This window comes from Histidinibacterium aquaticum, from assembly GCF_008710275.1.
GTDB lineage: Bacteria > Pseudomonadota > Alphaproteobacteria > Rhodobacterales > Rhodobacteraceae > Oceanicola > Oceanicola aquaticus.
Window position 1 is genome coordinate 142,908 of record NZ_VYQE01000002.1, and the last position, 20,958, is coordinate 163,865.

General features: G+C 64.0%; 20 protein-coding genes. 13 read left to right on the forward strand and 7 right to left on the reverse strand.

Translation table 11 applies throughout. The features are described 5' to 3' along the window. Window positions 1–24: 24 nt before the first annotated feature. Window positions 25–1,614, reverse strand: a complete 1,590-nt coding sequence (locus F3S47_RS06060) for an ABC transporter substrate-binding protein (protein ID WP_150444360.1) — start codon at window positions 1,612–1,614, stop codon at window positions 25–27. Window positions 1,615–1,859: 245 nt separating this feature from the next. Between F3S47_RS06060 and F3S47_RS06065 the strand changes: the two genes are divergently transcribed. From F3S47_RS06065 to F3S47_RS06085, 5 genes are read left to right on the forward strand one after another with little or no spacing between them, the layout of a single operon-like run. Continuing rightward, the gene (locus tag F3S47_RS06065; protein WP_223877776.1) at window positions 1,860–2,852 is read left to right on the forward strand and encodes an ABC transporter permease; all 993 of its coding nucleotides are present in this window, start codon (window positions 1,860–1,862) and stop codon (window positions 2,850–2,852) included. Next, window positions 2,852–3,754 (forward strand): ABC transporter permease, encoded by a 903-nt coding sequence (locus F3S47_RS06070; RefSeq protein ID WP_191090098.1) that lies wholly within the window; start codon window positions 2,852–2,854, stop codon window positions 3,752–3,754. Before F3S47_RS06065 ends, F3S47_RS06070 begins: the two co-directional genes overlap by 1 nt. After that, window positions 3,754–4,587: an ABC transporter ATP-binding protein gene (locus F3S47_RS06075; RefSeq protein WP_191090099.1), complete on the forward strand. Its 834-nt coding sequence runs from the start codon at window positions 3,754–3,756 to the stop codon at window positions 4,585–4,587. Before F3S47_RS06070 ends, F3S47_RS06075 begins: the two co-directional genes overlap by 1 nt. Further along, window positions 4,584–5,345, forward strand: coding sequence for an ABC transporter ATP-binding protein (locus F3S47_RS06080; protein WP_150444364.1), 762 nt, complete (start codon window positions 4,584–4,586; stop codon window positions 5,343–5,345). Before F3S47_RS06075 ends, F3S47_RS06080 begins: the two co-directional genes overlap by 4 nt. A 60-nt stretch (window positions 5,346–5,405) precedes the next feature. Next, window positions 5,406–6,002, forward strand: a complete 597-nt coding sequence (locus F3S47_RS06085) for a helix-turn-helix domain-containing protein (RefSeq protein ID WP_223877738.1) — start codon at window positions 5,406–5,408, stop codon at window positions 6,000–6,002. Here F3S47_RS06085 and F3S47_RS06090 read toward each other — a convergent pair. The 6 genes from F3S47_RS06090 to F3S47_RS06115 form a co-directional block, all read right to left on the reverse strand. Next, window positions 5,982–6,467, reverse strand: a complete 486-nt coding sequence (locus F3S47_RS06090) for a GAF domain-containing protein (RefSeq protein ID WP_150444366.1) — start codon at window positions 6,465–6,467, stop codon at window positions 5,982–5,984. The two genes, F3S47_RS06085 and F3S47_RS06090, sit on opposite strands and share 21 nt — an antisense overlap. Further along, window positions 6,464–7,354, reverse strand: a complete 891-nt coding sequence (locus F3S47_RS06095) for a polysaccharide deacetylase family protein (protein WP_150444367.1) — start codon at window positions 7,352–7,354, stop codon at window positions 6,464–6,466. The genes F3S47_RS06090 and F3S47_RS06095 overlap by 4 nt, the downstream gene beginning before the upstream one ends. Next, window positions 7,351–8,088: an amino acid ABC transporter ATP-binding protein gene (locus tag F3S47_RS06100; protein WP_150444368.1), complete on the reverse strand. Its 738-nt coding sequence runs from the start codon at window positions 8,086–8,088 to the stop codon at window positions 7,351–7,353. The genes F3S47_RS06095 and F3S47_RS06100 overlap by 4 nt, the downstream gene beginning before the upstream one ends. After that, the gene (locus F3S47_RS06105) at window positions 8,054–8,752 is read right to left on the reverse strand and encodes an amino acid ABC transporter permease (protein ID WP_223877739.1); all 699 of its coding nucleotides are present in this window, start codon (window positions 8,750–8,752) and stop codon (window positions 8,054–8,056) included. Before F3S47_RS06105 ends, F3S47_RS06100 begins: the two co-directional genes overlap by 35 nt. Continuing rightward, entirely contained in the window at window positions 8,752–9,429 is a 678-nt protein-coding gene (locus F3S47_RS06110; protein ID WP_150444369.1) for an amino acid ABC transporter permease, read from the reverse strand. The genes F3S47_RS06105 and F3S47_RS06110 overlap by 1 nt, the downstream gene beginning before the upstream one ends. A 71-nt stretch (window positions 9,430–9,500) precedes the next feature. Further along, window positions 9,501–10,304, reverse strand: a complete 804-nt coding sequence (locus F3S47_RS06115) for a transporter substrate-binding domain-containing protein (RefSeq protein ID WP_150444370.1) — start codon at window positions 10,302–10,304, stop codon at window positions 9,501–9,503. Window positions 10,305–10,557: 253 nt separating this feature from the next. Between F3S47_RS06115 and F3S47_RS06120 the strand changes: the two genes are divergently transcribed. The 8 genes from F3S47_RS06120 to F3S47_RS06155 all read left to right on the forward strand — a co-directional run bounded on the left by F3S47_RS06120 (window position 10,558) and on the right by F3S47_RS06155 (window position 20,697). After that, complete coding sequence (locus F3S47_RS06120; protein WP_150444371.1) at window positions 10,558–12,018, forward strand: aldo/keto reductase; 1,461 nt, start codon at window positions 10,558–10,560, stop codon at window positions 12,016–12,018. Between the two features lie 561 nt (window positions 12,019–12,579). Continuing rightward, entirely contained in the window at window positions 12,580–13,986 is a 1,407-nt protein-coding gene (locus F3S47_RS06125) for a M20 family metallopeptidase (protein WP_150444372.1), read from the forward strand. A gap of 9 nt (window positions 13,987–13,995) precedes the next feature. Then, on the forward strand, window positions 13,996–15,093 hold the full coding sequence (locus F3S47_RS06130; RefSeq protein WP_223877740.1) for a M24 family metallopeptidase: 1,098 nt from the start codon (window positions 13,996–13,998) through the stop codon (window positions 15,091–15,093). Between the two features lie 45 nt (window positions 15,094–15,138). Continuing rightward, window positions 15,139–16,710: an ABC transporter substrate-binding protein gene (locus F3S47_RS06135; protein ID WP_150444373.1), complete on the forward strand. Its 1,572-nt coding sequence runs from the start codon at window positions 15,139–15,141 to the stop codon at window positions 16,708–16,710. A 94-nt stretch (window positions 16,711–16,804) separates the two neighbouring features. Continuing rightward, window positions 16,805–17,788, forward strand: coding sequence for an ABC transporter permease (locus F3S47_RS06140; RefSeq protein ID WP_150444374.1), 984 nt, complete (start codon window positions 16,805–16,807; stop codon window positions 17,786–17,788). Beyond that, window positions 17,788–18,741, forward strand: a complete 954-nt coding sequence (locus F3S47_RS06145) for an ABC transporter permease (protein ID WP_150444375.1) — start codon at window positions 17,788–17,790, stop codon at window positions 18,739–18,741. The genes F3S47_RS06140 and F3S47_RS06145 overlap by 1 nt, the downstream gene beginning before the upstream one ends. 10 nt (window positions 18,742–18,751) lie before the next feature. Continuing rightward, on the forward strand, window positions 18,752–19,738 hold the full coding sequence (locus F3S47_RS06150; protein WP_150444376.1) for an ABC transporter ATP-binding protein: 987 nt from the start codon (window positions 18,752–18,754) through the stop codon (window positions 19,736–19,738). Next, entirely contained in the window at window positions 19,735–20,697 is a 963-nt protein-coding gene (locus tag F3S47_RS06155) for an ABC transporter ATP-binding protein (protein WP_150444377.1), read from the forward strand. Before F3S47_RS06150 ends, F3S47_RS06155 begins: the two co-directional genes overlap by 4 nt. Window positions 20,698–20,958: the final 261 nt, after the last annotated feature.

Here is a 20,958-nt window from a genome sequence, read left to right on the forward strand (position 1 = left end):
CAGGCCCGGCAGCTCCCACCGGGATCAGTTCTTCTCGACCAGGCGGTAGAAGACGAGGTCGGCGGTCGCGCCCTGCACGTAGCCTTCGACGTTCTCGGCCATGCCGACCTGAAGTGTCGCCTGGGCCCAGATCACGAACGGAGCCTCGGCCTGAACGTCTCTCTGCAGCTCGAGATACATATCCTGGCGCACCTCGGGGTCGCTTTCGTTCAGCGCCGCGATGGTCCGCTCGTTCAGCTCTTCCGGCACGGCCCATGCGTTCCGCCAAGTGGTGGTGGAGGCATAGCCCTCATCGGAGTTGTCGCTGTTGTAGGCAAAGGCCTTGGCGTTGGAGTGAGGGTCGTTGAAGTCGGGACCCCAGTACAACATGATCGCCTCGTGGTCGCGGGCGCGATACTTCGTGATGATCGCGGCCGTGGTGCCCGGGACGATATCGAAGTTGATCCCTACTTCGGCGAAGCTGGCCTGAATCGACTGAGCGACGTCGGTGAAGGGCGCAAAGTTGAAGACGTCCATTTCAACGTTGATCGGAAGTTCGACACCGCCTTCTTCGAGTATCTGGCGGGCCCGCTCCGGATCATAGGTGAAGGGCGTCTCCTCGAGAGCGCCAGGGAAGCCCTTGGGCCAGAAGGCCTGGTGCACTTCCATCTGCCCGTCGAGCAGCGTGCTGGTCAGACCTTCGTAGTCGATCAGGTAGCGCGATGCTTCCCAGACCGCCGGGTTCTGGAGCTCGGGGACCTTCTGGTTGAATGAGATGAAGTGGATCGCCGCCTGCGGGGAAACGACCACGTCGAAGCCCTCGTCAGGCAGGGCTGCGATCTGTTCCGGCGTCATGTTGCGGGCGATATCGACATCGCCCTGCTCGAGCAGAAGCTGCTGTGTCGCGGCTTCGGCGACGTGGCGGATGATGACTTGGTCGAGCTTGGGGCCTTCCTTGTAGTAATCAGGGTTGGCAGCAAGCCGCAGCATCTCGGACGGGCGGTAGTCCTGCAGGCTGAAGGCGCCGGAGCCGGCGCTGTTGGTGTTCAGCCAGGCGTTTCCCATGTCGCCGTCGGTCTCGTTCTCCATGACCACCTGGCTGTCCACGATCGACGCGGGACGGGTGGCGAGCACGTTCATCACGAAGGCCGGGGAGAAGTCCCCGTCGTACCGAAGCGTGACGGTGTTGCCCTCGCCCGTAACCATTTCCTCGATATTGTCCGCGTTCCAGCCCAGCTGGGTGAGGATGAAGGCCGGGTTCTGCTCGAGCGCCACGACGCGCTTGAAGCTGTAGATGACGTCGGCCGGCGTAACCGGGTTGCCGGAGTGGAAGTTCACGCCGTCACGCAGTGTGAAGGTGATGGTCCGGTTCTCTTCGTCGATCTCCCAGCTTTCGGCCAGGCCACCGACGAGCTCGGTCGTGTCTTCAGCATCGTACTGGACGAGCCGGTCGTAGACGTTGGCCATGTACTCACTGGACGTGAACTCGTAGGCCTGCGCCGGATCGAGCGCGACGATGTCGTCGATGTTCTGCGCAACGACTAGCACGTTCGGCGGCGTCTCCGCCTGCGCCGGAGCGCCGAGCAGCGCGATGGCCGCCACCGCCGCTGCGACGAGTTTTTTGGGGGTGTTCATATGTCGACCTCCTGTTGATCGAGTCCGCCGCGTTCAACTCGCGACTGTCGTTTTGACGTGACCGGATGCCACCGGACATCGTAAAACATTTTTACTGTAAGCAGAATGATGTTTACATGAAAAGAACGTTTGTTCGTAATGCGCACAATATCACTCCCCGTGGAGAGGAGACGACCGGTTTGACGACGAGTTCGTCCGAAACAGCCCCGGAGATTCGACACCGTGCCCAGGACCTGGCGCTGGGCATCGGTCGATTCGTGGCGGTGACGGCCCTGACCTTTCTCGGCCTGTTGGCGATCACCTTTTTCATCGGGCGCGTGGTTCCGATCGACCCTGTCGTCGCGGTGGTCGGTGATCGAGCCAGCCAGGAAGTCTACGAGGCGACACGGCAGGCGCTCGGTCTCGACCGGCCTTTGGCTGTGCAGTTCCTGATCTATGTACGGGATGTCCTGTCAGGTGATTTCGGCACCTCCCTCACGACGGGCAGACCGGTGATCGAGGACCTGGCCCGTTTCTTCCCGGCGACGGTGGAGATGGCCACCGCTGGAATCCTGATCGGCGTCCTCCTCGGCGTGCCCATGGGCGTGATCGCTGCGGCCCGGGCAGGCAGCTGGCTCGACCAGCTGATCCGGGTGCTGGGGCTGCTTGGCTACTCCGTGCCTGCCTTCTGGATGGGCCTCGTCGGACTCGCTGTATTTTACGCAGGCCTCGGATGGGTCGCGGGGCCGGGCCGGATCGACATCTTCTACGATGGACTCGTCCCCCCGGTGACCGGCCTTCTGACAGTGGACGCGATCATCGCGGGCGACTGGGCGATCTTGGGCAATGCGATATCGCACCTGGTCCTGCCGGCCTCGATCCTCGGATTCTTCAGCCTTGCCTACATCGCGCGCATGACGCGCAGCTTCATGCTGGACCAGCTGTCGCAGGAGTTCGTGACGACGGCGCGGGTCAAGGGCGTGAGCGAGAGGGCGGTGATCTGGAAACATGCCTTCTACCCTATCCGGGTGCAGCTCGTGACGGTTATTGGCCTCAGCTACGCCGTGCTGCTCGAGGGATCGGTAATGGTCGAGATCGTCTTTAGCTGGCCGGGGATCGGAAATTACCTCACCACGGCACTCCTCAGGGCCGACATGGCCGCCGTACTCGGCGCGACGATCCTGATCGGCACGGTCTTCATCGTCATCAACAGGCTGTCGGACCTGCTATACCGGGTCTTCGACCCAAGGAGCCGCTGATGACCATGCACGACTGGCTCACCGACGACGCACCGGCTTCGCGCTTCCAGGCTTCCGCAGGACAGGCATGGGCCATCACCCGAGCCTTCGGCCGCAACCCGCTGGCCGTGCTGGGAGCGGTCATCATCGGCGCCCTCGTCTTCGTGTCGATCTTCGCACCTTGGCTCGCGCCATATTCGCCGGTGGGGCAGAATCTCGGAGCGAGGCTGCTGCCGCCCTCTTCCGAATACTGGCTGGGGACCGACGAGCTCGGTCGCGACATCTACAGTCGGATCCTCTACGGCGCGCGGATCACGCTGCTGATCGTGGTCATGGTTGCCCTCATCTCCGCTCCGCTGGGTCTGATCATCGGAGCGGTCGCGGGCTATTTCGGCGGCTGGGTGGACAGGACGCTGATGGCATTGACCGACGTCTTCCTGTCTCTGCCGAAGCTGATCATGGCGCTGGCATTCGTCGCCGCGCTGGGCGCCGGGCTGCAGAACGCGATCATCGCCATCGCGGTCACCGCCTGGCCCGCCTATGCCCGCATCGCCCGGGCCGAGACGCTGACATTCCGCAATGCGGAGTTCATAGCGGCGGTCCGGCTGCAGGGCGCGTCGCACCTGCGGGTGATCGCGGTGCACGTCGTTCCGCTCTGCCTTTCCTCCACGATCATCCGCGTCACGCTCGACATGGCCGGGATCATCCTGACCGCTGCGGGCCTCGGGTTCCTCGGGTTGGGCGCGCAGCCTCCGCTTCCGGAATGGGGTGCCATGATCTCGCGCGGTCGGTCCTTCATCCTCGACCAGTGGTGGGTGGCAACCATGCCGGGCTTCGCGATCATCATTGTCAGCCTCGGCTTCTGTTTCCTGGGTGACGGACTCCGCGATGTGCTCGACCCCAAGCAAAGGGATGGCCGCTGATGCCGCCGCTGCTGGAACTGAAGAACCTGCGCGTCAGCTTCCCGGGGCCGCGCGGCCCGGTCGAAGTGGTCAGCGGAGTCTCCTTCGACCTGGGCCGGGAAAGGCTCGGGATCGTGGGCGAGAGCGGCTCCGGCAAATCCCTGACCGGCCGGTCGATCCTGCGTCTGCTTCGCCCGCCCGCCAAGGTCAGCGTCGATCGCCTTCGCTTTGACGGAGCCGACCTGTTGGCAATGAGCGAACGCGAGATGCGCCAGGTCCGTGGCGCGCGGATCTCGATGGTCATGCAGGATCCGCGCTACTCGCTGAACCCGGTGATGACCGTCGGGGACCAGATAGCCGAGGCGCTGAAGGTGCACGAACGCATCCCGCGCCGGGAGGTGCGCGAGAGGGTCATGGACATGCTGGACAAGGTCCGCATCCACGACCCCGAGCGGGTCATGAAGCTCTACCCTCACGAGGTCTCTGGCGGGATGGGGCAGCGGGTGATGATCGCGATGATGCTGATTCCGAAACCCGACATCCTCATCGCAGACGAGCCGACGAGCGCCCTCGATGTCAGCGTTCAGGCGCAGGTGCTCGACCTTATCGAAGAGATGATCGCCGAGTACGGCATGGGCCTGATCCTCATCAGTCACGACCTGGACCTCGTGGCCCGCTACTGCGACCGGGTCCTCGTGATGAACCAGGGCGAGGTGGTCGAAGAACTCGAGGCTGGCGGATTGCACCGTGCGCAGCATCCCTACACGCGCGCGCTCCTCGAGTCGGTGCCGCGGATCGATGAGACGCGGAAGGTGCTTCCCGTCATGGACCGCGGAGCGGGGGTGGGAACGTGACGCCAGCACTCGGCATCCGCAATCTGTACGTCCGCTATGGGCGGACCGACGTTGTCCAAGACGTCTCGATCAGTGTCGAGCAGGGCGAAAGCTACGCGCTGGTCGGCGAGAGCGGCTCCGGCAAGTCGACGATCCTGCGGGCGGCGGTCGGCATGGTCTCGGACTGGCGAGGCGAGATCGAGATCGACGGCACCCCGCGCAGCAGTATGGCCCAGGCGGATTTTGCCCGGCACTGCCAGATGGTCTTTCAGGATCCCTACGGGTCCCTCCACCCGCGGCGAACGGTCGACGCCACGCTGTCGGAACCATTGAAGATCCACAACATCGGTGACCGCGACCACCGGGTGGTCGAGATGATGCGCAGTGTCGGTCTCAACCCACGCTACCGCTTCCGTTTCCCGCACCAGTTGTCGGGCGGGCAGCGACAGCGGGTCGCCATCGCGCGGGCGCTGATGCTGGACCCCAAGCTCCTCTTGTTGGACGAGCCGACGAGCGCGCTCGACGTCAGCGTGCAGGCCGAGATCCTGAACCTGCTCGTCCGTTTGCGGGAAGAACGGGGGCTTACATACGTTTTCGTCACCCATGCGCTACCGGTGGTCAGCTTTCTCTGCGACCGGCTCGGCGTGCTGCACAAGGGCCAATTGGTAGAAGAGGCGGGGGTGGACAAATTGCGCGCGGGTGCCTTCGACGAACCCTACGCGCGGGAGCTATTCGCTGCGAGCCTGGGGGCGGGGGACCGGGTTCGCCATGCAGTATAAGTCGAATTTACGTGAACTTGCCGTACGTTGTCTGCTATCGGCATGCGAGGAGGATGCCCAGTGGACGCAAGCAGCATCGATGACGCCTGGATCGGAAACATGATCCGGACGCGCCGTCAGAAGCTGGACCTGACGCTTCAGGAAGTCTCGAAGGAGGCCGGGATCTCCGTCGGCTACTTGAGCCTGATCGAGCGGGACAAGGCCACTCCGACGCTCACCACGCTGGCCCGCATCGCCGCGGCGCTCGGGGTGGGCGTCGACGCCTTCGTCGGAAAGCCGCAACCCGCAGACTGCATCACCCGCAGCGGAGAGCGTCCGCAGTTCCTGCTCGGGTCCTCGGGCGTGCGCTATGAACGGCTGGGGGCGGTCTTTCCCGGCGCGGAGCTGTCCTGCTTCAAGCTGACCATCGACCAAGGCTACACCTCGGATACGACGGGCCATATTGGCGAGGAGACGATCTACGTTCTGTCTGGCCGGATCGACTTCACGCTCGACGGACAGTGCATGGAACTCGGACCCGGGGACAGTGCTCACTACGACTCGCACCGCTCCCATGGCTGGTCGAATCCCTACGTCGAAACGGCAGAAGTTCTCTGGACCGGGACGATCGACCTGTTCGGCGACCGTGGCGCCGGTTCAGAGCAGCGGCCCAAGTGATCTCGCCCTATCGTAGGCCCTGAGCGCCGGGCCCGAGAGGTCCCGCTCCGTCAGGGTGACGCGAGCCGGTGTGTAATAGCCCGCCTCGTGCAGGATGTTCATCGTACCCACGAGCGTTCGGCCCTCTGTGATCGGCAGGTTGATCACCGATCCGCAACCGAGCCGGCCAATCAACTCCGCGTCCGGAAAGACGGCATCGATGTCGTCCAGGGTGTTGGCAACGAAGGTCTCGCCACGCCCATGAACCTGGTCGAACCACCGGTTTCGGGTGATCTCCTTGGTCCCTGCGGCCGGATAGTTCTCAGGATCCGAGCTGTAAGCGCGCCGCGCCAGCATCGCCTCCATGTCCACGGTCATGATGGTAAAGAGCTTCGCCCCCACTGTTTCCTGTGCGAGATCCTGTAGCGCGCGCCACGCGTCTTCAGGCGTGGTGGCAGCCTCGAGCCGGGCCTCGAAATCGGTCATGTCAGCTCCTGAGCACAATGCTGGGCGATCTCGGCATGCGTCGCGATCCAGACGTCACCGCAACTGCGGGCGTGGGCAAGAAGGCGATCTAGGAGGCCGATGCGCGAGCGGTAGCCGCTGACGAAGGGGTGCATGACGATTTGGCAGAGACCGCCTTCGTCCCGCGCGCCGTCCAGTTCGGACAGGAAAATATCGGCGACCTGGTCGGGCGTCAGCGTCGGTCGCGTCGGCGGGATCCGATTGTAGAGCAGGTAGACGGCATCGTCCCGGTTCCAGTCCACTGGCAGTTCGACCAGTCCGGTAGGATTGCCGTCCACGATCGGCTCGTAGGGGTCGTCGTCGGCCATCATGCTGGAGTCGTAGAGAAACCCGGCCTCGGCCACCAGCCGGATCGTGTCGTCCGAGAGGTCCCAATGAGCCGCGCGGTGGCCGACCGGGCGTTGGCCGGTGATCTCTTCCAGTGCGTCACGGGCCCGTGCCAATGCCTCCTCCTCGTCATCGGGGGACAGCGTCCCGTTTGCTTCGTGGATCCAGCCGTGAACGCCGATCTCGTGGCCCTCTGCCACGATCCGCCGTGGTTCCTCGGGGTCGATAAGGGCGGAGACGGCGGGAGTGAAGAAGGTCGCCTTCGCGTCGTGCCGGGCGAGCGTGCGCAGGATGCGCGGCACGCCTGCGCGGCGCCCGTACTCGCCCCAGGCGAGCCTCCCGATTGCGCTGCGCCCCGTTCCCAGTTCGAAAGTCTCGTGATCGCAGTCGAAGGACAGGGCCAGTGCGGCGCGGGCGCCGCCCGGCCAAGGCGGGCAGAGCCTCCGGCCCGCCCTGACCTTGCCCACTCTCTCGCGCCAGCGGGCTTCGGGCCATTGGTAGGCGCTGACCTCGTCGCTCATCCGCGCAGGACCTTGCCGAAGAAATCGCGGGCCCGGTCGCTCTTCGGCCCGTCGAAAATGGCGGAGGGATCGCCGGCTTCGACGACCTGCCCGTTGTCCATGAAGACCACCTTGGACGAGACCTCTCGGACGAAGGACATCTCGTGGCTGACGATCAGCATGGTCATGCCTTCGGAAGCCAGCCGCCGGATGGCGTCCAGCACTTCGTTCACAAGCTCGGGGTCGAGGGCAGATGTGACCTCGTCGAGGAGCAGGATCTCGGGCCTGAGGGCCAGCGCCCGCGCGATCGCGACGCGCTGCTGCTGCCCGCCGGAGAGTTCGTCGGGAAAGGCTTTGGCCTTGTGATCCATTCCGACAAGCTTCAGCAGCTCCATCCCCTCGGCCTCGACCTCCTTGCGATTGCGGCCTTTGACCTTGGTTGGCGCAAGGGTCACGTTGCGCAGGACATTCATGTTCTGGAACAGGTTGTACTGCTGAAAAACGATCGCCATCCGGTCACGCGCAGCCCTGACGGCGCGGGGGGCTGAATAATCGATCCGCGTGCCGTCGACCTCGATACTCCCCGAGGTAACGGGTGTCAGGCCGACGAGTGCCCTCAGTACGGTCGACTTGCCCGATCCCGAGGGGCCTACGAGCGAGACGACCTCGCCACGGTCCACGTCGAAGTCGATGCCGTGCAGGACCTCCAGCTTGCCGTATTTAGCGTGAATGTCGTTGACCGCGAGGTGTGGCAAGTCGTTTCTCCAGGTGCTGGCCGAGCAGGCTGAGCGGGAAGGACATCAGGAAGTAACACATGGCGATGGTCCCGAAGACCAGCACGCCTGAGTACCCCTGGTTGTTCAGTTCCTTGCCGCGAAAAGTCAGTTCGAAGACGCCGATCTGGCTGACCAGCGCGGTGTCCTTGATGAAGCTGACGGCGAAGGCGATGGCAGGCGGAATGATGACCGGCATAGCCTGCGGCAGAACGCACATCCGCATGGTCTGGAACCGGCTGAGGTTCATCGTCTGCGCCGCCTCGATCTGGGTGTGCGGCACGCTCTCGATCCCGCCGCGGATGATGTCGGCGGTGTATGCGATGGCGTAGATGCAGATCGAGATGACGGCGATCGTGAATAGCGAGACATCCGTCGAAACGGTCTGGATGAAGAAGAGCACAAGGTAGATCACCACGAGGAACGGGATCCTGCGAAAGACCTCGACATACGTGATGCAGAGCACCCGGATCGGCAGGGCCCAGAGCCCCGGCGTCGTTCGCAGGTAGACGAGCACCAAGGCCAGCCCGAAGCCGATCAGGCATCCCAGAAGCGTCATAGAAAGCGTCATGGCCGCGCTTTCGCCCAGAAGGACCATGTTGTTCCAGGTGAAGAACTCGGGAAGCTGGCTGATGATGCGGTCCATCAGAAAATCCTCGCCTTGACCCGGAAGGCCCAGCGGCCGAGCAGGGCCAGCCCGATGGAGGCAATGAAGGTCAGCACGACGTACATCAGCGCCACGATCGTGAAGTACTCGAGCCAACGGTAGTTGACCGTCGAGAGGTTGATTGCCTGACCCGTCAACTCGTCGACACCGATGACCGCGCCGACGGAGGTCCCCATGACCAGAATGACGATGAAGAAGTTCGCCAGCGCCGGGTAGATCGACTTGGCTATGTGCGGGACGACGATGTATCGGATGCGTTGGGGCAGGGACATGCCCATGGTCTCGCCCGCTTCCATCTCCGTCGAGCGGACCGACAGGAACCCGGCGCGGAGGATCATCGTCAGGTAGGCTCCGGCATTCAGCGTCAAGCCGATCAGCACACAGGCCTCGTTGGACCAGCGAATGCCGAACTCCGGCAGTCCGAAATACAGAAAATATATTTGGATCAGGGCAGGCGTGTTGGTGATGAACACCACGAAGCCCATCACGAGCCAGCGCACCGGTCGCGGGGCGAAGCTCAGGCAGGCGGCACCCACCAGCCCGATCAGGCAGCCGGCGCTGAACGCGAAGACACCGAGTTGTAGGGTCAGCCAGGCACCTTCGAGCAGTGCATCGAAGTTTCGCCAGACGACGTTGAACTGGAAGCTGTAATTCATGCCGTCATTCTGAAGTCAGGAATAATGTGGGCGCGGCGTGGCGCCGCGCCCGCGGATTGGTCCGGTGCGGTTCAGAACCAGGGGCTGGCCGTGACCTCGCGCAGCATCGGAGCGCCGTAGTTCTCTTCCCAGACGGACGAGACGGTTCCCGAATTGTGGAGGTCGTAGAGGATGATGTTCAGGACCTCGACGAGGTTGTCGTTGCCCTGGGCCACGCCGAGAGCGCAGTAGGCGACGAAGATGGGCTCGGACACCACCCGCCAGTTCACGTCGGGATGGTTCTCGGTGAAGCCCATGAAGAAGTCGATGTTCTCGACGATGGCGTCGGCCCGGTCCTGGGCTACGAGCCGCACGGTGTCGGCGATGCTGTCGACGAGCTCGAGTTCGACGTTCGGCATGTTCTCTTCGATCCAGCCAACCGTCCAGTTGCCCCGCATGTTGGCAAGCGTGACGCCTTCGACGTTGAAGTCCTCCCAGCTTTCGCCCTCGATCTCGTCGGTGGCGAGCACGGCGAGCACCTCGGTATGAAGCGGCACCGTATAGTCGATCAGCTTGGCGCGCTCGGAGTTGCGGGTCAGCGCGCCCATAGAGACGTCGATCCTGTCGGACACGAGGAAGGGAACACGCTGCGCCGTTTCGGTCGGAACCCACTCGACGTCCACGCCGAGTTGTTCGGCGATCATCGTTCCGATCTCGATATCGAAGCCTTCCCACTCGCCGGCGTCGTTCCGCGTGCTCATGTTCGGGAAGTTGGGGTTGATGCCGATGCGGATGACGCCGTCGGTCAGGATTTCGTCCAGCGGCTTCGCCTCTGTGGCGGCCCCCGTCAATGTCACGCCAAGGGCGGCAACGCCCGCGATGAACCAGTCTTTCATGTTTCTCTCCTGTCGGGATTACTTTCGGGTTGAGACTCAAAATGTTCGTTCTGCGGACAAATGTCCGCAATGAGTTTTGGCCAGACGCTCCTACCCGGTCAACGATTTTCTCTGTCGAGGATGCCCAAGATGCAGGTCCGAGCATATCAGGGCGGGTCGGGCGAGGCCGGTCTTCGTCGCATTGACCTTCCCGAACGGCTGCCACAGAGTTCCGGCGGTATGTCGACAGACGAACACATGTGCGAAAGAATTCATGACAGACGCCATTGACCGGATCACGTTGCCCTCGGGGCTCAACCTCTCGCGCATCGTGACAGGGCTCTGGCAGATGGCGGACCAAGAGAGGGACGGAAAGCCTTTCGACCTCGATCAGGCTGCCGATGCGCTCGCGGACTATGCGCGGGAGGGCTTCACTACCTTCGACATGGCCGATCACTACGGCAGCGCCGAGATTGTCGCCGGCAAGGCCGCGAAGATCCTCGCCTCCGAGGGCGGTCCGCGGCCGACGATCCTGACCAAATGGTGCCCCGAGCCGGGGCCGATGGATCCCGGAACCGTCCGCAAGGGCGTCGAGACCGCTCTGGAGCGGCTCGCGACCGACAGGATCGACGTGATGCAGTTCCACTGGTGGCAGTACCAGTCGCCCGAGTACCTCGATGCGCTAACGGAACTGATGAAGCTTCGGCAGGAAGGTCTGATCGGCCACATCGGCCTGACGAACTTCGATGCCCCACACCTGCGCATGGTGCTGAAACAGGGGATCGACATTGCGACCAACCAGGTCTGCTTCTCGGTCGTGGATCGCCGAGCTGCAGGCGCATTGACTCAGGTCGCCCGGGAGCACGGCGTCGGTCTTCTCGGCTTCGGGACGCTCTGCGGTGGCTTCCTCGCGGACCGCTGGGTGGGGCAGGCGGCTCCGGAGAAGATCGATGACTGGAGCCGCATGAAGTACATACGCTTCATAGAGGCCGCGGGCGGTTGGGATCGTTTCCAGGGCCTCATGTCCGCGCTGGAGGAAATCGGACGCAAGCACGGCGTCTCGGTCTCGAACGTGGCCAGCCGCTGGGTTCTGGAGCAGGGGGCGACCGCAGGGGTCATCGTCGGCGCCCGTCTGGGGGAGAGCGCTCACCGGGACGACAATCGCATGATGCTCTCCATCGAACTGGACGACGCCGACCGACAGACAATCGCCGCCGCGACCGCCAAGCTGGACCCGATCCCGGGTGACTGCGGCGATGAGTACCGAAAGCCGCCCTTCCTGACGGCCTCTGGCGATCTCTCGCATCACCTTGGAGCCTTGCCGCCCGTGATGAAGACGACCGAAACGCGTAAGGGCCGCATGCGCGCCGAGAGCGGTTCCGTATGGGAGGAGAAGGCCGGGTTCGCCCGGGCCATGCGAAAGGGAAAGCGCATTACTGTCAGTGGCACCACCGCGACCGATCCGCTCGGCGAACGAGTCTGCGCCGGAGATGCTGCTGGGCAGGCCGTCTACATCCTCGACAAGATCACCGGAGCGCTCACGTCGCTCGGCGGCACCCTCGAGGACGTTCTGCGGACCCGAGTCTACTTGACCCACGAAAGCGACTGGCAGGCGGTTTCCGAGGTCCACGCCCGCTATTTTGGCGGCATCCGGCCCGCGAATACGTTGATCGTGGTCAAAGAGCTGATTGGTGGCTACGAGGTGGAGATCGAGGCGGAAGCGGAACTGGACTGACGCCTCTGCTACATCGCGAGCCCCCGCCGGCACGACAATGTGCGCGTAGACGGCCGTCTTCCGGCTCGGTGTGATGCCGAGAGCGGAAAGAATGGCGGAATCGCCAGTCACCCGTTGCGGAAAGAAGATCGGCAGAACCATTGGGCTTCTGGTATATCTAGCGACCACGCTAGTGGGCCCGGGCGAAAGCTTCGCGGCGCGAGTCAGGCGAGCGTGCCGGCACATCCGATGGTTGCCGGCAGCAAGTTTCGCAATGCCGAAATTTTCTTGTCGCACGCAGAAAAATGTGAACAAATGTTCGCATGATGCAACAGAAGTCATTTAAACTGCTTGCTCCGCCTGTGCGACCGATGGGTACTCCGAAGCCATTTGGAAGCCAGATCACTCGCTTCCGACCCGTGAACCAAACATCAACCGCCAGAAGGCCAAGGCTTCACTCGTCAGGTGACGTAGGTGCAGCTACTGCCGGATCCCGCGTCACTTGCGCAGAGGGTTGACAGCAAGGGCGATAGGCGAACTTCTGTGCGGAGTAAAAATTTTTAATGGGAGGTCACTGCCATCATGAGCAATGAGAACGCCCTCTGGTCCTATGTCGAGGCGAAAAGGGCCGGGTTCAGCGCGCTGGCCGACCGCGTTTGGGAGACTCCGGAGTTGCTCTACCGCGAGCATCGCTCTGCCGAAGCCCATCGCGAGATGCTAGAGGCCGAGGGCTTCCGCACCGAGGTAGGCGTGGCGGGGATCGAGACGGCTGTGATGGGCGAGGCAGGCGAAGGTGGCCCCGTCATCGCAATACTCGGTGAATACGATGCACTGCCCGGTCTCAGCCAGCAGGCCGGTGTTGACTACCCCTCGCCGGTCGAGGTGGGCGGAAGCGGACACGGCTGCGGGCACAACCTCCTCGGCGCCGGGGCGCTCCTGGCGGCCACGGCGGTCAAGGACTGGCTTGCGGCCGAGGGCCTCCCGGGACGGGTCCGCTACTACGGCTGCCCGGCAGAGGAAGGTGGCGCGGCAAAGACCTTCATGGTGCGCGATGGGGTATTCGACGACGTCGATGCAGCCCTCTCCTGGCACCCGATGAGCTTCAACGGGATCATCCCGCCGCTGACGCTCGCCGTTGCAATGGTCGACTTCCACTTCAAAGGCCGAACCTCTCACGCCGCCGTCTCACCGCATCTCGGCCGAAGCGCGCTGGACGCGGTCGAGTTGATGAACGTCGGCGTGAATTACCTGCGGGAGCACGTCCCCCAGGACAGCCGGATGCACTACGCCGTCACCGATCCGGGCGGCATCGCGCCCAACGTCGTCCAGGAGCGGGCGACGGTGCGCTATTCCGTACGCTCGTTGAAGCGCAAGGACATGCAGTCGCTAGTGGAGCGGGTCACCAACGTCGCCAAGGGCGCCGCCATGATGACCGACACGACCGTCGAGGTCGATTTCATCTCGGCCATGTCCGAGATGCTGGACAACCCGCCGCTCTACAAGCTGCTGCAAAGGCATATGGAGTCGGCAGGGCCCGCGCAGTTCGACGAGGCAGACCGCGACTACGCCCGCCGGATGCAGGGCACCCTGACCGATGCCGATATCGAAGCGGCCTACCTCGCCTCCGGTGTCGAGCCGAAGGAGACGCCGATCTGCGATTTCGTGGTTCCCTACGAGACGCGCGGGGTCCCGATGCTCGGCTCGACGGATCTCGGCGACATCAGCTGGACGGTGCCCTTCGCGCAACTCGGTGGTGCCACCTATGCCATCGGCACGCCCGGGCATACCTGGCAGATCACCGCGCAGGGCAAGACACCCGCCGCGCACAAGGCGATGGTCCAGGTCTCCAAGGCACTGGCCGGTGCGGCAGCAGAGCTCCTGACGACTCCCGCCGTGTTGGAGGAGGCCCGTGCCGATTTCGCAGCCCGGACCGGAAAGACACCCTACGAGAGCCCCCTGACGCCGGATGCTCGCCCGCGCGCAGCCTGAGGAGACCGCATGAGCCGTATGGATGACAAGATCGCCGCGATCCGGAGTGCCATGGCCGAACACCAGGTTCAGCTCGTCGCACTCGGGCCCGGAGCCCATATGCATTGGGTGCTCGACTGGCATCCGCATCCTGACGAGCGGCTCACCCTACTGGCGATCGGCCGGGACAGCGCCCATTTCGTCGTCCCCTCGGTCAATGCCGAGCAGGCGGGCGCGAACGCGGGGCTGCCGCTCATCACCTGGCGCGACGAGGACGGCCCGGAGGGTGCGCTCCGCGAACTTGCCCAGCAGGTGGGTACGGTAACGCGGCTGGTTCTGGACGAGACCATGCGCACCGATTTTTCTCTGCCGCTCATCGGTACCTTCGACGGTGCGGAACCCGAGTTCGCCGACCGCCTCGTGGGGGAACTCCGACAGATCAAGGACGACGCGGAGCTCGCGGCTCTCAAGGCGAGCGCTGCCGTGGCAGACAGGGCAATGGAGGCTGGCTTCGCCGCGATCCGTCCCGGCCTCACCGAACTCGAAGTTGCGCAGGCCATGCGTGATGCCTTCGCCGCCGAGGGCGCGGCCGTCGCCTTCACCCTTTGCGCCAGCGGGCCCAACGGGGCCTACCCGCACCATGCGACCGGTGAAAGGGTGCTGGAGGACGGGGACGCCATCGTCTTCGACCTCGGCGCAAAATTCAAAGGCTACCCCAGCGACATGACCCGCATGGCAGCCGTCGGCCGGTTGCCCGAGGGCTACCAAGACGTTCACGACGTGGTCGAACGGGCATGGCAGGCTGCAGCTGCGGCCGCGAAACCGGGTGCACGGGCGCACGAAATAGACGACGCGGCCCGAACCGTCATCTCGGATGCCGGATACGGCGATTATTTCGTTCATCGCACCGGTCATGGCCTCGGGCTCGAAGTCCACGAACCACCTTATCTCACCTCCTCGTCCCAGACCGTGCTGGAGGAGGGCATGGTCTTCTCGATTGAACCGGGGATCTACATACCCGGCCGTTTCGGGATCCGGTTGGAGGACATCGTGATCCTGCGTGCGGATGGCGTCGAGGTCCTGTCCTCGCTGCCGCGCGAGGTGAGGGTCTCGGGCGCGGGTGCCTAGGGCCAGCGGTCCGCAAAGGACCATGTTTCTTTCAGGGAGAGAAGAATGACGAAACAGACACTTCTTGCTGCGACGGCCATGTCGTTGCTGATGGGGGCGGCCCAGGCCGAGACCCTGCGCTGGGCTCGCGCAGGCGATGCGCTCACGCTCGACCCTCACGCGCAGAACGAAGGCCCGACACTTGCGCTGATGCACCAGATGATGGAGCCGCTCGTCCTGCGCAATCCGGACGGGGAACTCGAAGCCGCCCTCGCGACCGATTGGTCCGTGGACCCCGACAACCCGGAAGTCTGGACCTTCTCCCTGCGCGAAGGGGTGACGTTCCATGATGGCGCCGAGTTCACCGCCGAGGACGTGGTCTTCTCGTTCGAGCGGGCGCTTTCCGAGAATTCCGACATGAAGGGCCTGATTTCCTCGGTCGCATCGGTTGAAGCGCTGAGCGACTACGAGGTCGAGATCACCACCAACGGGCCGAACCCTCTGCTGCCCGCCGCGCTGCCTAACATCCTGATGATCGACAAGGACTGGGCCGAAGCCAATGACACGGTCGACGTACAGGACGTGGAAGGCGGCGAAGAGACATTCGCCTCCCAGAACGTAAACGGCACCGGTCCCTACATGCTGGTCAGCCGCGAACCGGACGTCCGTACCGAGATGACCGCCTTCGAGGACTACTGGGGCGCCGCGGACTTCCCGATCGGCTACTCCGACATCGTGTACACGCCGATCCAGAATCCCTCGACCCGTACCGCCGCCCTGTTCTCGGGCGAGGTCGATTTCATCCAGGACGTGCCGGTGCAGGACCTCGAGCGGATCGAAGCCGACCCTTCGCTCAAGATCGTCTCATCGCCGCAGAACAGGGTCATCTTCTACGGCCTCAACGTCAGCGACGAACTCGTCAACGGCACGCCTGACGCGGGCAACCCTCTGGCGGACGGTCAGGTCCGCGAGGCGATGAACATGGCGCTGAACCGCGACGCGATCCGCGACGTCGTGATGCGCGGCCAGTCGATCCCGGCGGGGGTTATCATGCCTCCCTTCGTCAATGGCTGGAACGAGGAGCTCAACAGCGTTTCGACGGACATCGAGGCGGCCAAGGCGCTCATGGAGGAGGCCGGCTGGGGCGACGGGTTCTCGATTCAGCTCGACTGCCCGAACGATCGCTACATCAACGATGAGGCGATTTGCCAGGCGACGGTGGGCATGCTTGCGCAGATCGGCGTTACGGTGAACCTCAACGCTCAGCCCAAAGCCCAGCACTTCCCCCTGGTCAATGGCCTCGAGTCCGACTTTTACATGCTGGGGTGGGGCGTGCCGAGCTACGACTCGGAGTACATCTTCAACTTCCTCTACCACACCAAGGGCGACCTCTATGGCACCTGGAACGGCACGCGGTATTCCAACCCCGAGCTGGACGAGATGACCAAGGCGATTGCCGCCGAGGTGGATCTCGAAGCGCGTGACGAGATGATCGCCGAAATGTGGGACATGGCCAAGGCCGACACCGTCTACCTGCCGATCCATCACCAGGTTCTGAACTGGGCGATGGACTCCGATGTCGGCGCAGCGGTGGACCCCGACGACCAGGTCAAGGTGAAGTACTTCACCGCCGACTGACCTCGTCCGGCGAACGGAAACCGGGCAGCGGGCACGTCCCGCTGTCCGGACCCCCGCATCCTGACGATACATCCAGCCGGGACAGGCTCCGCCAATGCTCGCCTACATCATCCGCCGCGTCGCGCAGTCGGTGCTCGTACTCCTGATCACGGGGTTCGTGGCTTTCTCCATGTTCAGTTATGTCGGTGACCCGGTCGAGAACATGCTGGGCCAGGAGCGCACCCAGGCGGACGTCGACCGCCTCCGCGAGCAGCTCGGCCTCGATCAGCCCTTCGTGGTGCAATACGCCAAGTTCCTGGGCCAGGCCGTTCAGGGCAATTTCGGCCTGAGCTACCGACAGGGGCGGCCCGTCAGCGACATTCTCTCCGAACGTCTGCCCGCGACCTTGGAGCTTGCGGCGGTCTCGGGGCTCATGGCCCTCGCCGGGGGCATCGGGCTGGGCATCTTCACGGCGATCCGAAGGCGCGGGGTCGGCGCGAATGTCATCATGACCCTGTCGCTGGTCGGGGTCTCGCTACCGACTTTCCTCATCGGCATTCTACTCATCTACGTATTCGCAGTTCAGCTTGGCTGGCTGCCATCCTTCGGGCGGGGCGAAGTCACCGATCTTGGCTGGTGGACGACGGGTTTCCTGACGGTGAGCGGCCTGAAGGCGCTGGTCCTGCCCGCGATCACGCTGGGTCTGTACCAGATGACGCTGATCATGCGGCTCGTACGAACCGAGATGTTGGAGGTGCTTCGCATGGACTACATCCGCTTTGCCCGGGCCCGCGGACTGCGCGAGCGCGCGATCAACTTCCGTCACGCGCTCAAGAACACCCTGGTCCCCGTCATCACGATCACCGGCCTCCAGCTCGGCTCCATCATCGCCTTCGCCATTATCACCGAGACGGTGTTCCAGTGGCCCGGTGTGGGACTGCTCTTCATCAACGCGATCCAGTTCGTCGATATTCCCGTCATGGCCGCCTACCTCATGATGATCTCGGTGATGTTCGTTGCGATCAATCTCGTCGTCGATCTTCTCTATTTCGCCATCGATCCCAGGCTCCGGGTCGACGGCCGGTCGGGAGGACATTGATGTCGGACCATCAAGTCGAACTCCAAACCCGGCGCACGCCGGGGCGTTTTGCCAGGGCCTGGGACAGCGACCTGGCCTACTCCTTCCGCCGGACGCCGGTGGCGGTGGTCTCGGCAGCGGTCGTGCTGATCCTTGTGCTTTCCGCGGTGTTCGCGCCACTCGTCGCGCCCTACGATCCTTTCGACCCGGCCTCCCTGAATTTGATGAATGGCTTCACGCCGCCGGGGCAGCCGAACGCCTTAACCGGCGAGACCTTCTTCCTCGGGACCGACGACCAAGGGAGGGATGTCTTCTCGACGATCCTCTACGGGATGCGGATCTCGCTCTTCGTCGGCTTCTCGGCAGTTTTGCTGGCCATGGTCATCGGCGTCGTGTTTGGGCTGCTGGCCGGCTACGTCGGCGGCTGGGTCGACAGTTTCATCATGCGGATCGCGGACATCCAGCTAACCTTCCCGGCCATCCTTGTCGCCATGCTGATCTTCGGCATCGCGAAAGGCATCACGCCGCCCGAGTACCGCGACCAGATGGCAATCTGGGTGCTAATCTTAGCCATTGGCCTCAGCGACTGGGTCCAGTTCGCCCGGGTGGTGCGCGGTGCGACCCTGGTAGAGAGAAGCCGGGACTATGTCCTCGCCGCCAGGCTCGTCGGGCAGAGACCCTTCGCCATCATGATCCGGCACATCCTGCCGAACGTGCTCAATCCCGTGCTTGTGATCGCGACGATCTCTCTCGCGCTCGCCATCATCGCCGAGGCGACGCTGTCGTTCCTCGGTGTCGGCGCGCCTCCGACCCGGCCCAGTCTCGGCACGCTGATCCGGATCGGGCAGGGTTTCATGTTCTCGGGCGAGTGGTGGATTCTGCTGTTTCCCGCCGCGACTTTGCTCGCCCTGGCGCTCGCGATCAACCTGTTGGGCGATTGGCTGCGCGATGCGCTCAATCCGCGGTTGCGGTGAGGAGGAGGAGATGACCGGACCCGTTCTGTCCGTCCGCGATCTCGTGGTCGAGATCCCGACCCGCCGCGGCGTCCTGCGGCCCGTCGACCGCGTCAGCTACGACATCGCGGCGGGCGAGATCCTCGGCGTCGTCGGTGAAAGCGGTGCCGGCAAGTCGATGACCGGCAATGCGGTGATCGGCCTGCTTGATCGGCCCGCGCGCATCACCGCCGGGGAGATCCTGCTGACCGGGGAACCGATCCACGGGCTGAACGGTGAGGCGCTGAGGCGCCTGCGGGGTCGCCGGATGGGGATGATCTTCCAAGACCCGCTGACCTCCCTCAACCCACTCCTGACCGTAGGCGACCAGCTGACCGAAACGATTCTCGAGCACTTGCCGGTCTCCGCCGCCGAGGCACGGAAGCGGGCCATCGCCGCGCTGGAAGAGGTCGGCATCCCGGCCGCGCGCCAGCGGATCGGGAGCTACCCGCACGAGTTCTCGGGAGGCATGCGGCAGCGTGTCGTGATCGCGCTTGCTCTCTGTGCCGAGCCGGAACTGATTGTCGCGGACGAGCCGACCACCGCGCTCGACGTGAGCGTTCAGGCCCAGATCATCGCACTGCTCAAACGGCTTTGCCGCGAGCGAGGCGTCGCGGTGATGCTGGTCACCCACGATATGGGCGTCATCGCCGAGGCCGCGGATCGAGTTGCCGTAATGTACGCCGGTCGGCTCGCCGAACTCGGCCCTGTCCGCGAAGTCGTGGGCAATGCCCGCCACCCCTACACCGCGGGGCTCATGGCCTCGACACCAAGTGCATCGGGCGGCCACCGCCGACTACGACAAATCCCGGGCGCCATGCCTCGGCTCGACGCCGTGCCAGACGGCTGTCCCTTTCATCCTCGCTGTGAGCGGGCGGAAGCACGCTGTCGGCAGGCACCGGAACCGATGTTGCAGACCTGTGATGGCCGTGCGGCCTGCTGGTTCCCCGTGGTCGCAGACGAGGAGGTGCCCGCATGACCGCGCTGATCCGGCTGGAGCGCCTTACTCGCGATTTCGACGTCTCCAAGCCATGGCTGAACCGAGTGATCGAGCGCTTGCCGCGCGAGACGTTGCGGGCCGTGTCAGACGTGAGCCTCGAGATCCCTGCGGGCAGCGTCTATGCGCTCGTCGGGGAGAGTGGCTCTGGCAAGTCGACGATTGGCCGCATCGTCGCAGGCCTCGTTCGCGCGAGCGGGGGTACAGTCGAGATCGATGGGGTCGATACCGTTTCCGCTGCACCCGCACGGGTCTCGGAGGTCCGGCGCGAATTGCAGATGATCTTCCAGGATCCGTTCGCATCGCTTAATCCGCGCTGGAAGGTACGCCGGATTATCGCAGAACCTGTGGCCGTCCGGGGCGAGAGCACCGAGGGCCTGTCCGAACGGCTGTTGGAGCAAGTGGGCCTCTCTGCGGCCGATGCAAACAAGTACCCGCACGAATTTTCCGGCGGTCAACGCCAGCGCATCTGTATCGCCCGGGCGCTCGCATCGAATCCCAAGATCATCATCTGCGACGAGCCGACGAGCGCCCTCGATGTAAGCGTGCAAAGCCAGGTGCTGAACCTGATGTCGGACCTGCGCGAGGAACTGGGTCTCACCTATCTGTTCATCAGCCACGATCTGACGGTGGTGCAGCACATGGCGGACCGGATCGGCGTTCTCTATCTCGGCGCATTGGTTGAGGAGGCGCCGCGCGACCGGCTGTTCGCCGAGCCCAAGCATCCGTACACACAGATGCTGTTCGATGCGGCCCCACGAATGGATGCCTTCGGCCGCGAGGTCGAGCCGCCGAAGGGCGAGATCCCGGACGCGATCAATCCACCGCCGGGCTGCCCCTACCACCCGCGCTGTCCCATGGCGACCGAGGTATGCTGGACCGAAGTGCCGCAGACGCGCCACATCGGAGAGACCCGGGTGCGATGCCATCACGCCGAATAGAAGGTTGCTGTTCAGTGCTGGCAGCTAGGCTCTGCGAAGACGCGCCCGCATCAATCGCTCGGCTATTGGCCGCCGGCTCCAGCGGTATGGCGTGGCCGGCTCCGCCATCCCGAGCCGCAGTTTCGCATCAGTGACCTCCGTCAAAAGATGCGGTGATTGGCTCCAACATGAAAGAAGCCCCTTGAAGCGTCGCCGGAACACATGCTGCTGTCGGGCTGCGGGCCGTCCGCTCGAGGGCGGGTCAAAAAAGAAGGGCAGGAC

Excerpts from the sequence above, each read along its gene's own strand:
- F3S47_RS06105 (WP_223877739.1), bottom strand. The coding sequence starts at position 8,752 with ATGGACCGCATCATCAGCCAGCTTCCCGAGTTCTTCACCTGGAACAAC.
- F3S47_RS06150 (WP_150444376.1), top strand. The coding sequence starts at position 18,752 with ATGACCGGACCCGTTCTGTCCGTCCGCGATCTCGTGGTCGAGATCCCG.
- F3S47_RS06145 (WP_150444375.1), top strand. The coding sequence starts at position 17,788 with ATGTCGGACCATCAAGTCGAACTCCAAACCCGGCGCACGCCGGGGCGT.
- F3S47_RS06095 (WP_150444367.1), bottom strand. The coding sequence starts at position 7,354 with ATGAGCGACGAGGTCAGCGCCTACCAATGGCCCGAAGCCCGCTGGCGC.
- F3S47_RS06125 (WP_150444372.1), top strand. The coding sequence starts at position 12,580 with ATGAGCAATGAGAACGCCCTCTGGTCCTATGTCGAGGCGAAAAGGGCC.
- F3S47_RS06120 (WP_150444371.1), top strand. The coding sequence starts at position 10,558 with ATGACAGACGCCATTGACCGGATCACGTTGCCCTCGGGGCTCAACCTC.
- F3S47_RS06110 (WP_150444369.1), bottom strand. The coding sequence starts at position 9,429 with ATGAATTACAGCTTCCAGTTCAACGTCGTCTGGCGAAACTTCGATGCA.
- F3S47_RS06090 (WP_150444366.1), bottom strand. The coding sequence starts at position 6,467 with ATGACCGATTTCGAGGCCCGGCTCGAGGCTGCCACCACGCCTGAAGAC.
- F3S47_RS06070 (WP_191090098.1), top strand. The coding sequence starts at position 2,852 with ATGACCATGCACGACTGGCTCACCGACGACGCACCGGCTTCGCGCTTC.
- F3S47_RS06115 (WP_150444370.1), bottom strand. The coding sequence starts at position 10,304 with ATGAAAGACTGGTTCATCGCGGGCGTTGCCGCCCTTGGCGTGACATTG.
- F3S47_RS06135 (WP_150444373.1), top strand. The coding sequence starts at position 15,139 with ATGACGAAACAGACACTTCTTGCTGCGACGGCCATGTCGTTGCTGATG.
- F3S47_RS06130 (WP_223877740.1), top strand. The coding sequence starts at position 13,996 with ATGAGCCGTATGGATGACAAGATCGCCGCGATCCGGAGTGCCATGGCC.
- F3S47_RS06140 (WP_150444374.1), top strand. The coding sequence starts at position 16,805 with ATGCTCGCCTACATCATCCGCCGCGTCGCGCAGTCGGTGCTCGTACTC.
- F3S47_RS06060 (WP_150444360.1), bottom strand. The coding sequence starts at position 1,614 with ATGAACACCCCCAAAAAACTCGTCGCAGCGGCGGTGGCGGCCATCGCG.
- F3S47_RS06075 (WP_191090099.1), top strand. The coding sequence starts at position 3,754 with ATGCCGCCGCTGCTGGAACTGAAGAACCTGCGCGTCAGCTTCCCGGGG.
- F3S47_RS06155 (WP_150444377.1), top strand. The coding sequence starts at position 19,735 with ATGACCGCGCTGATCCGGCTGGAGCGCCTTACTCGCGATTTCGACGTC.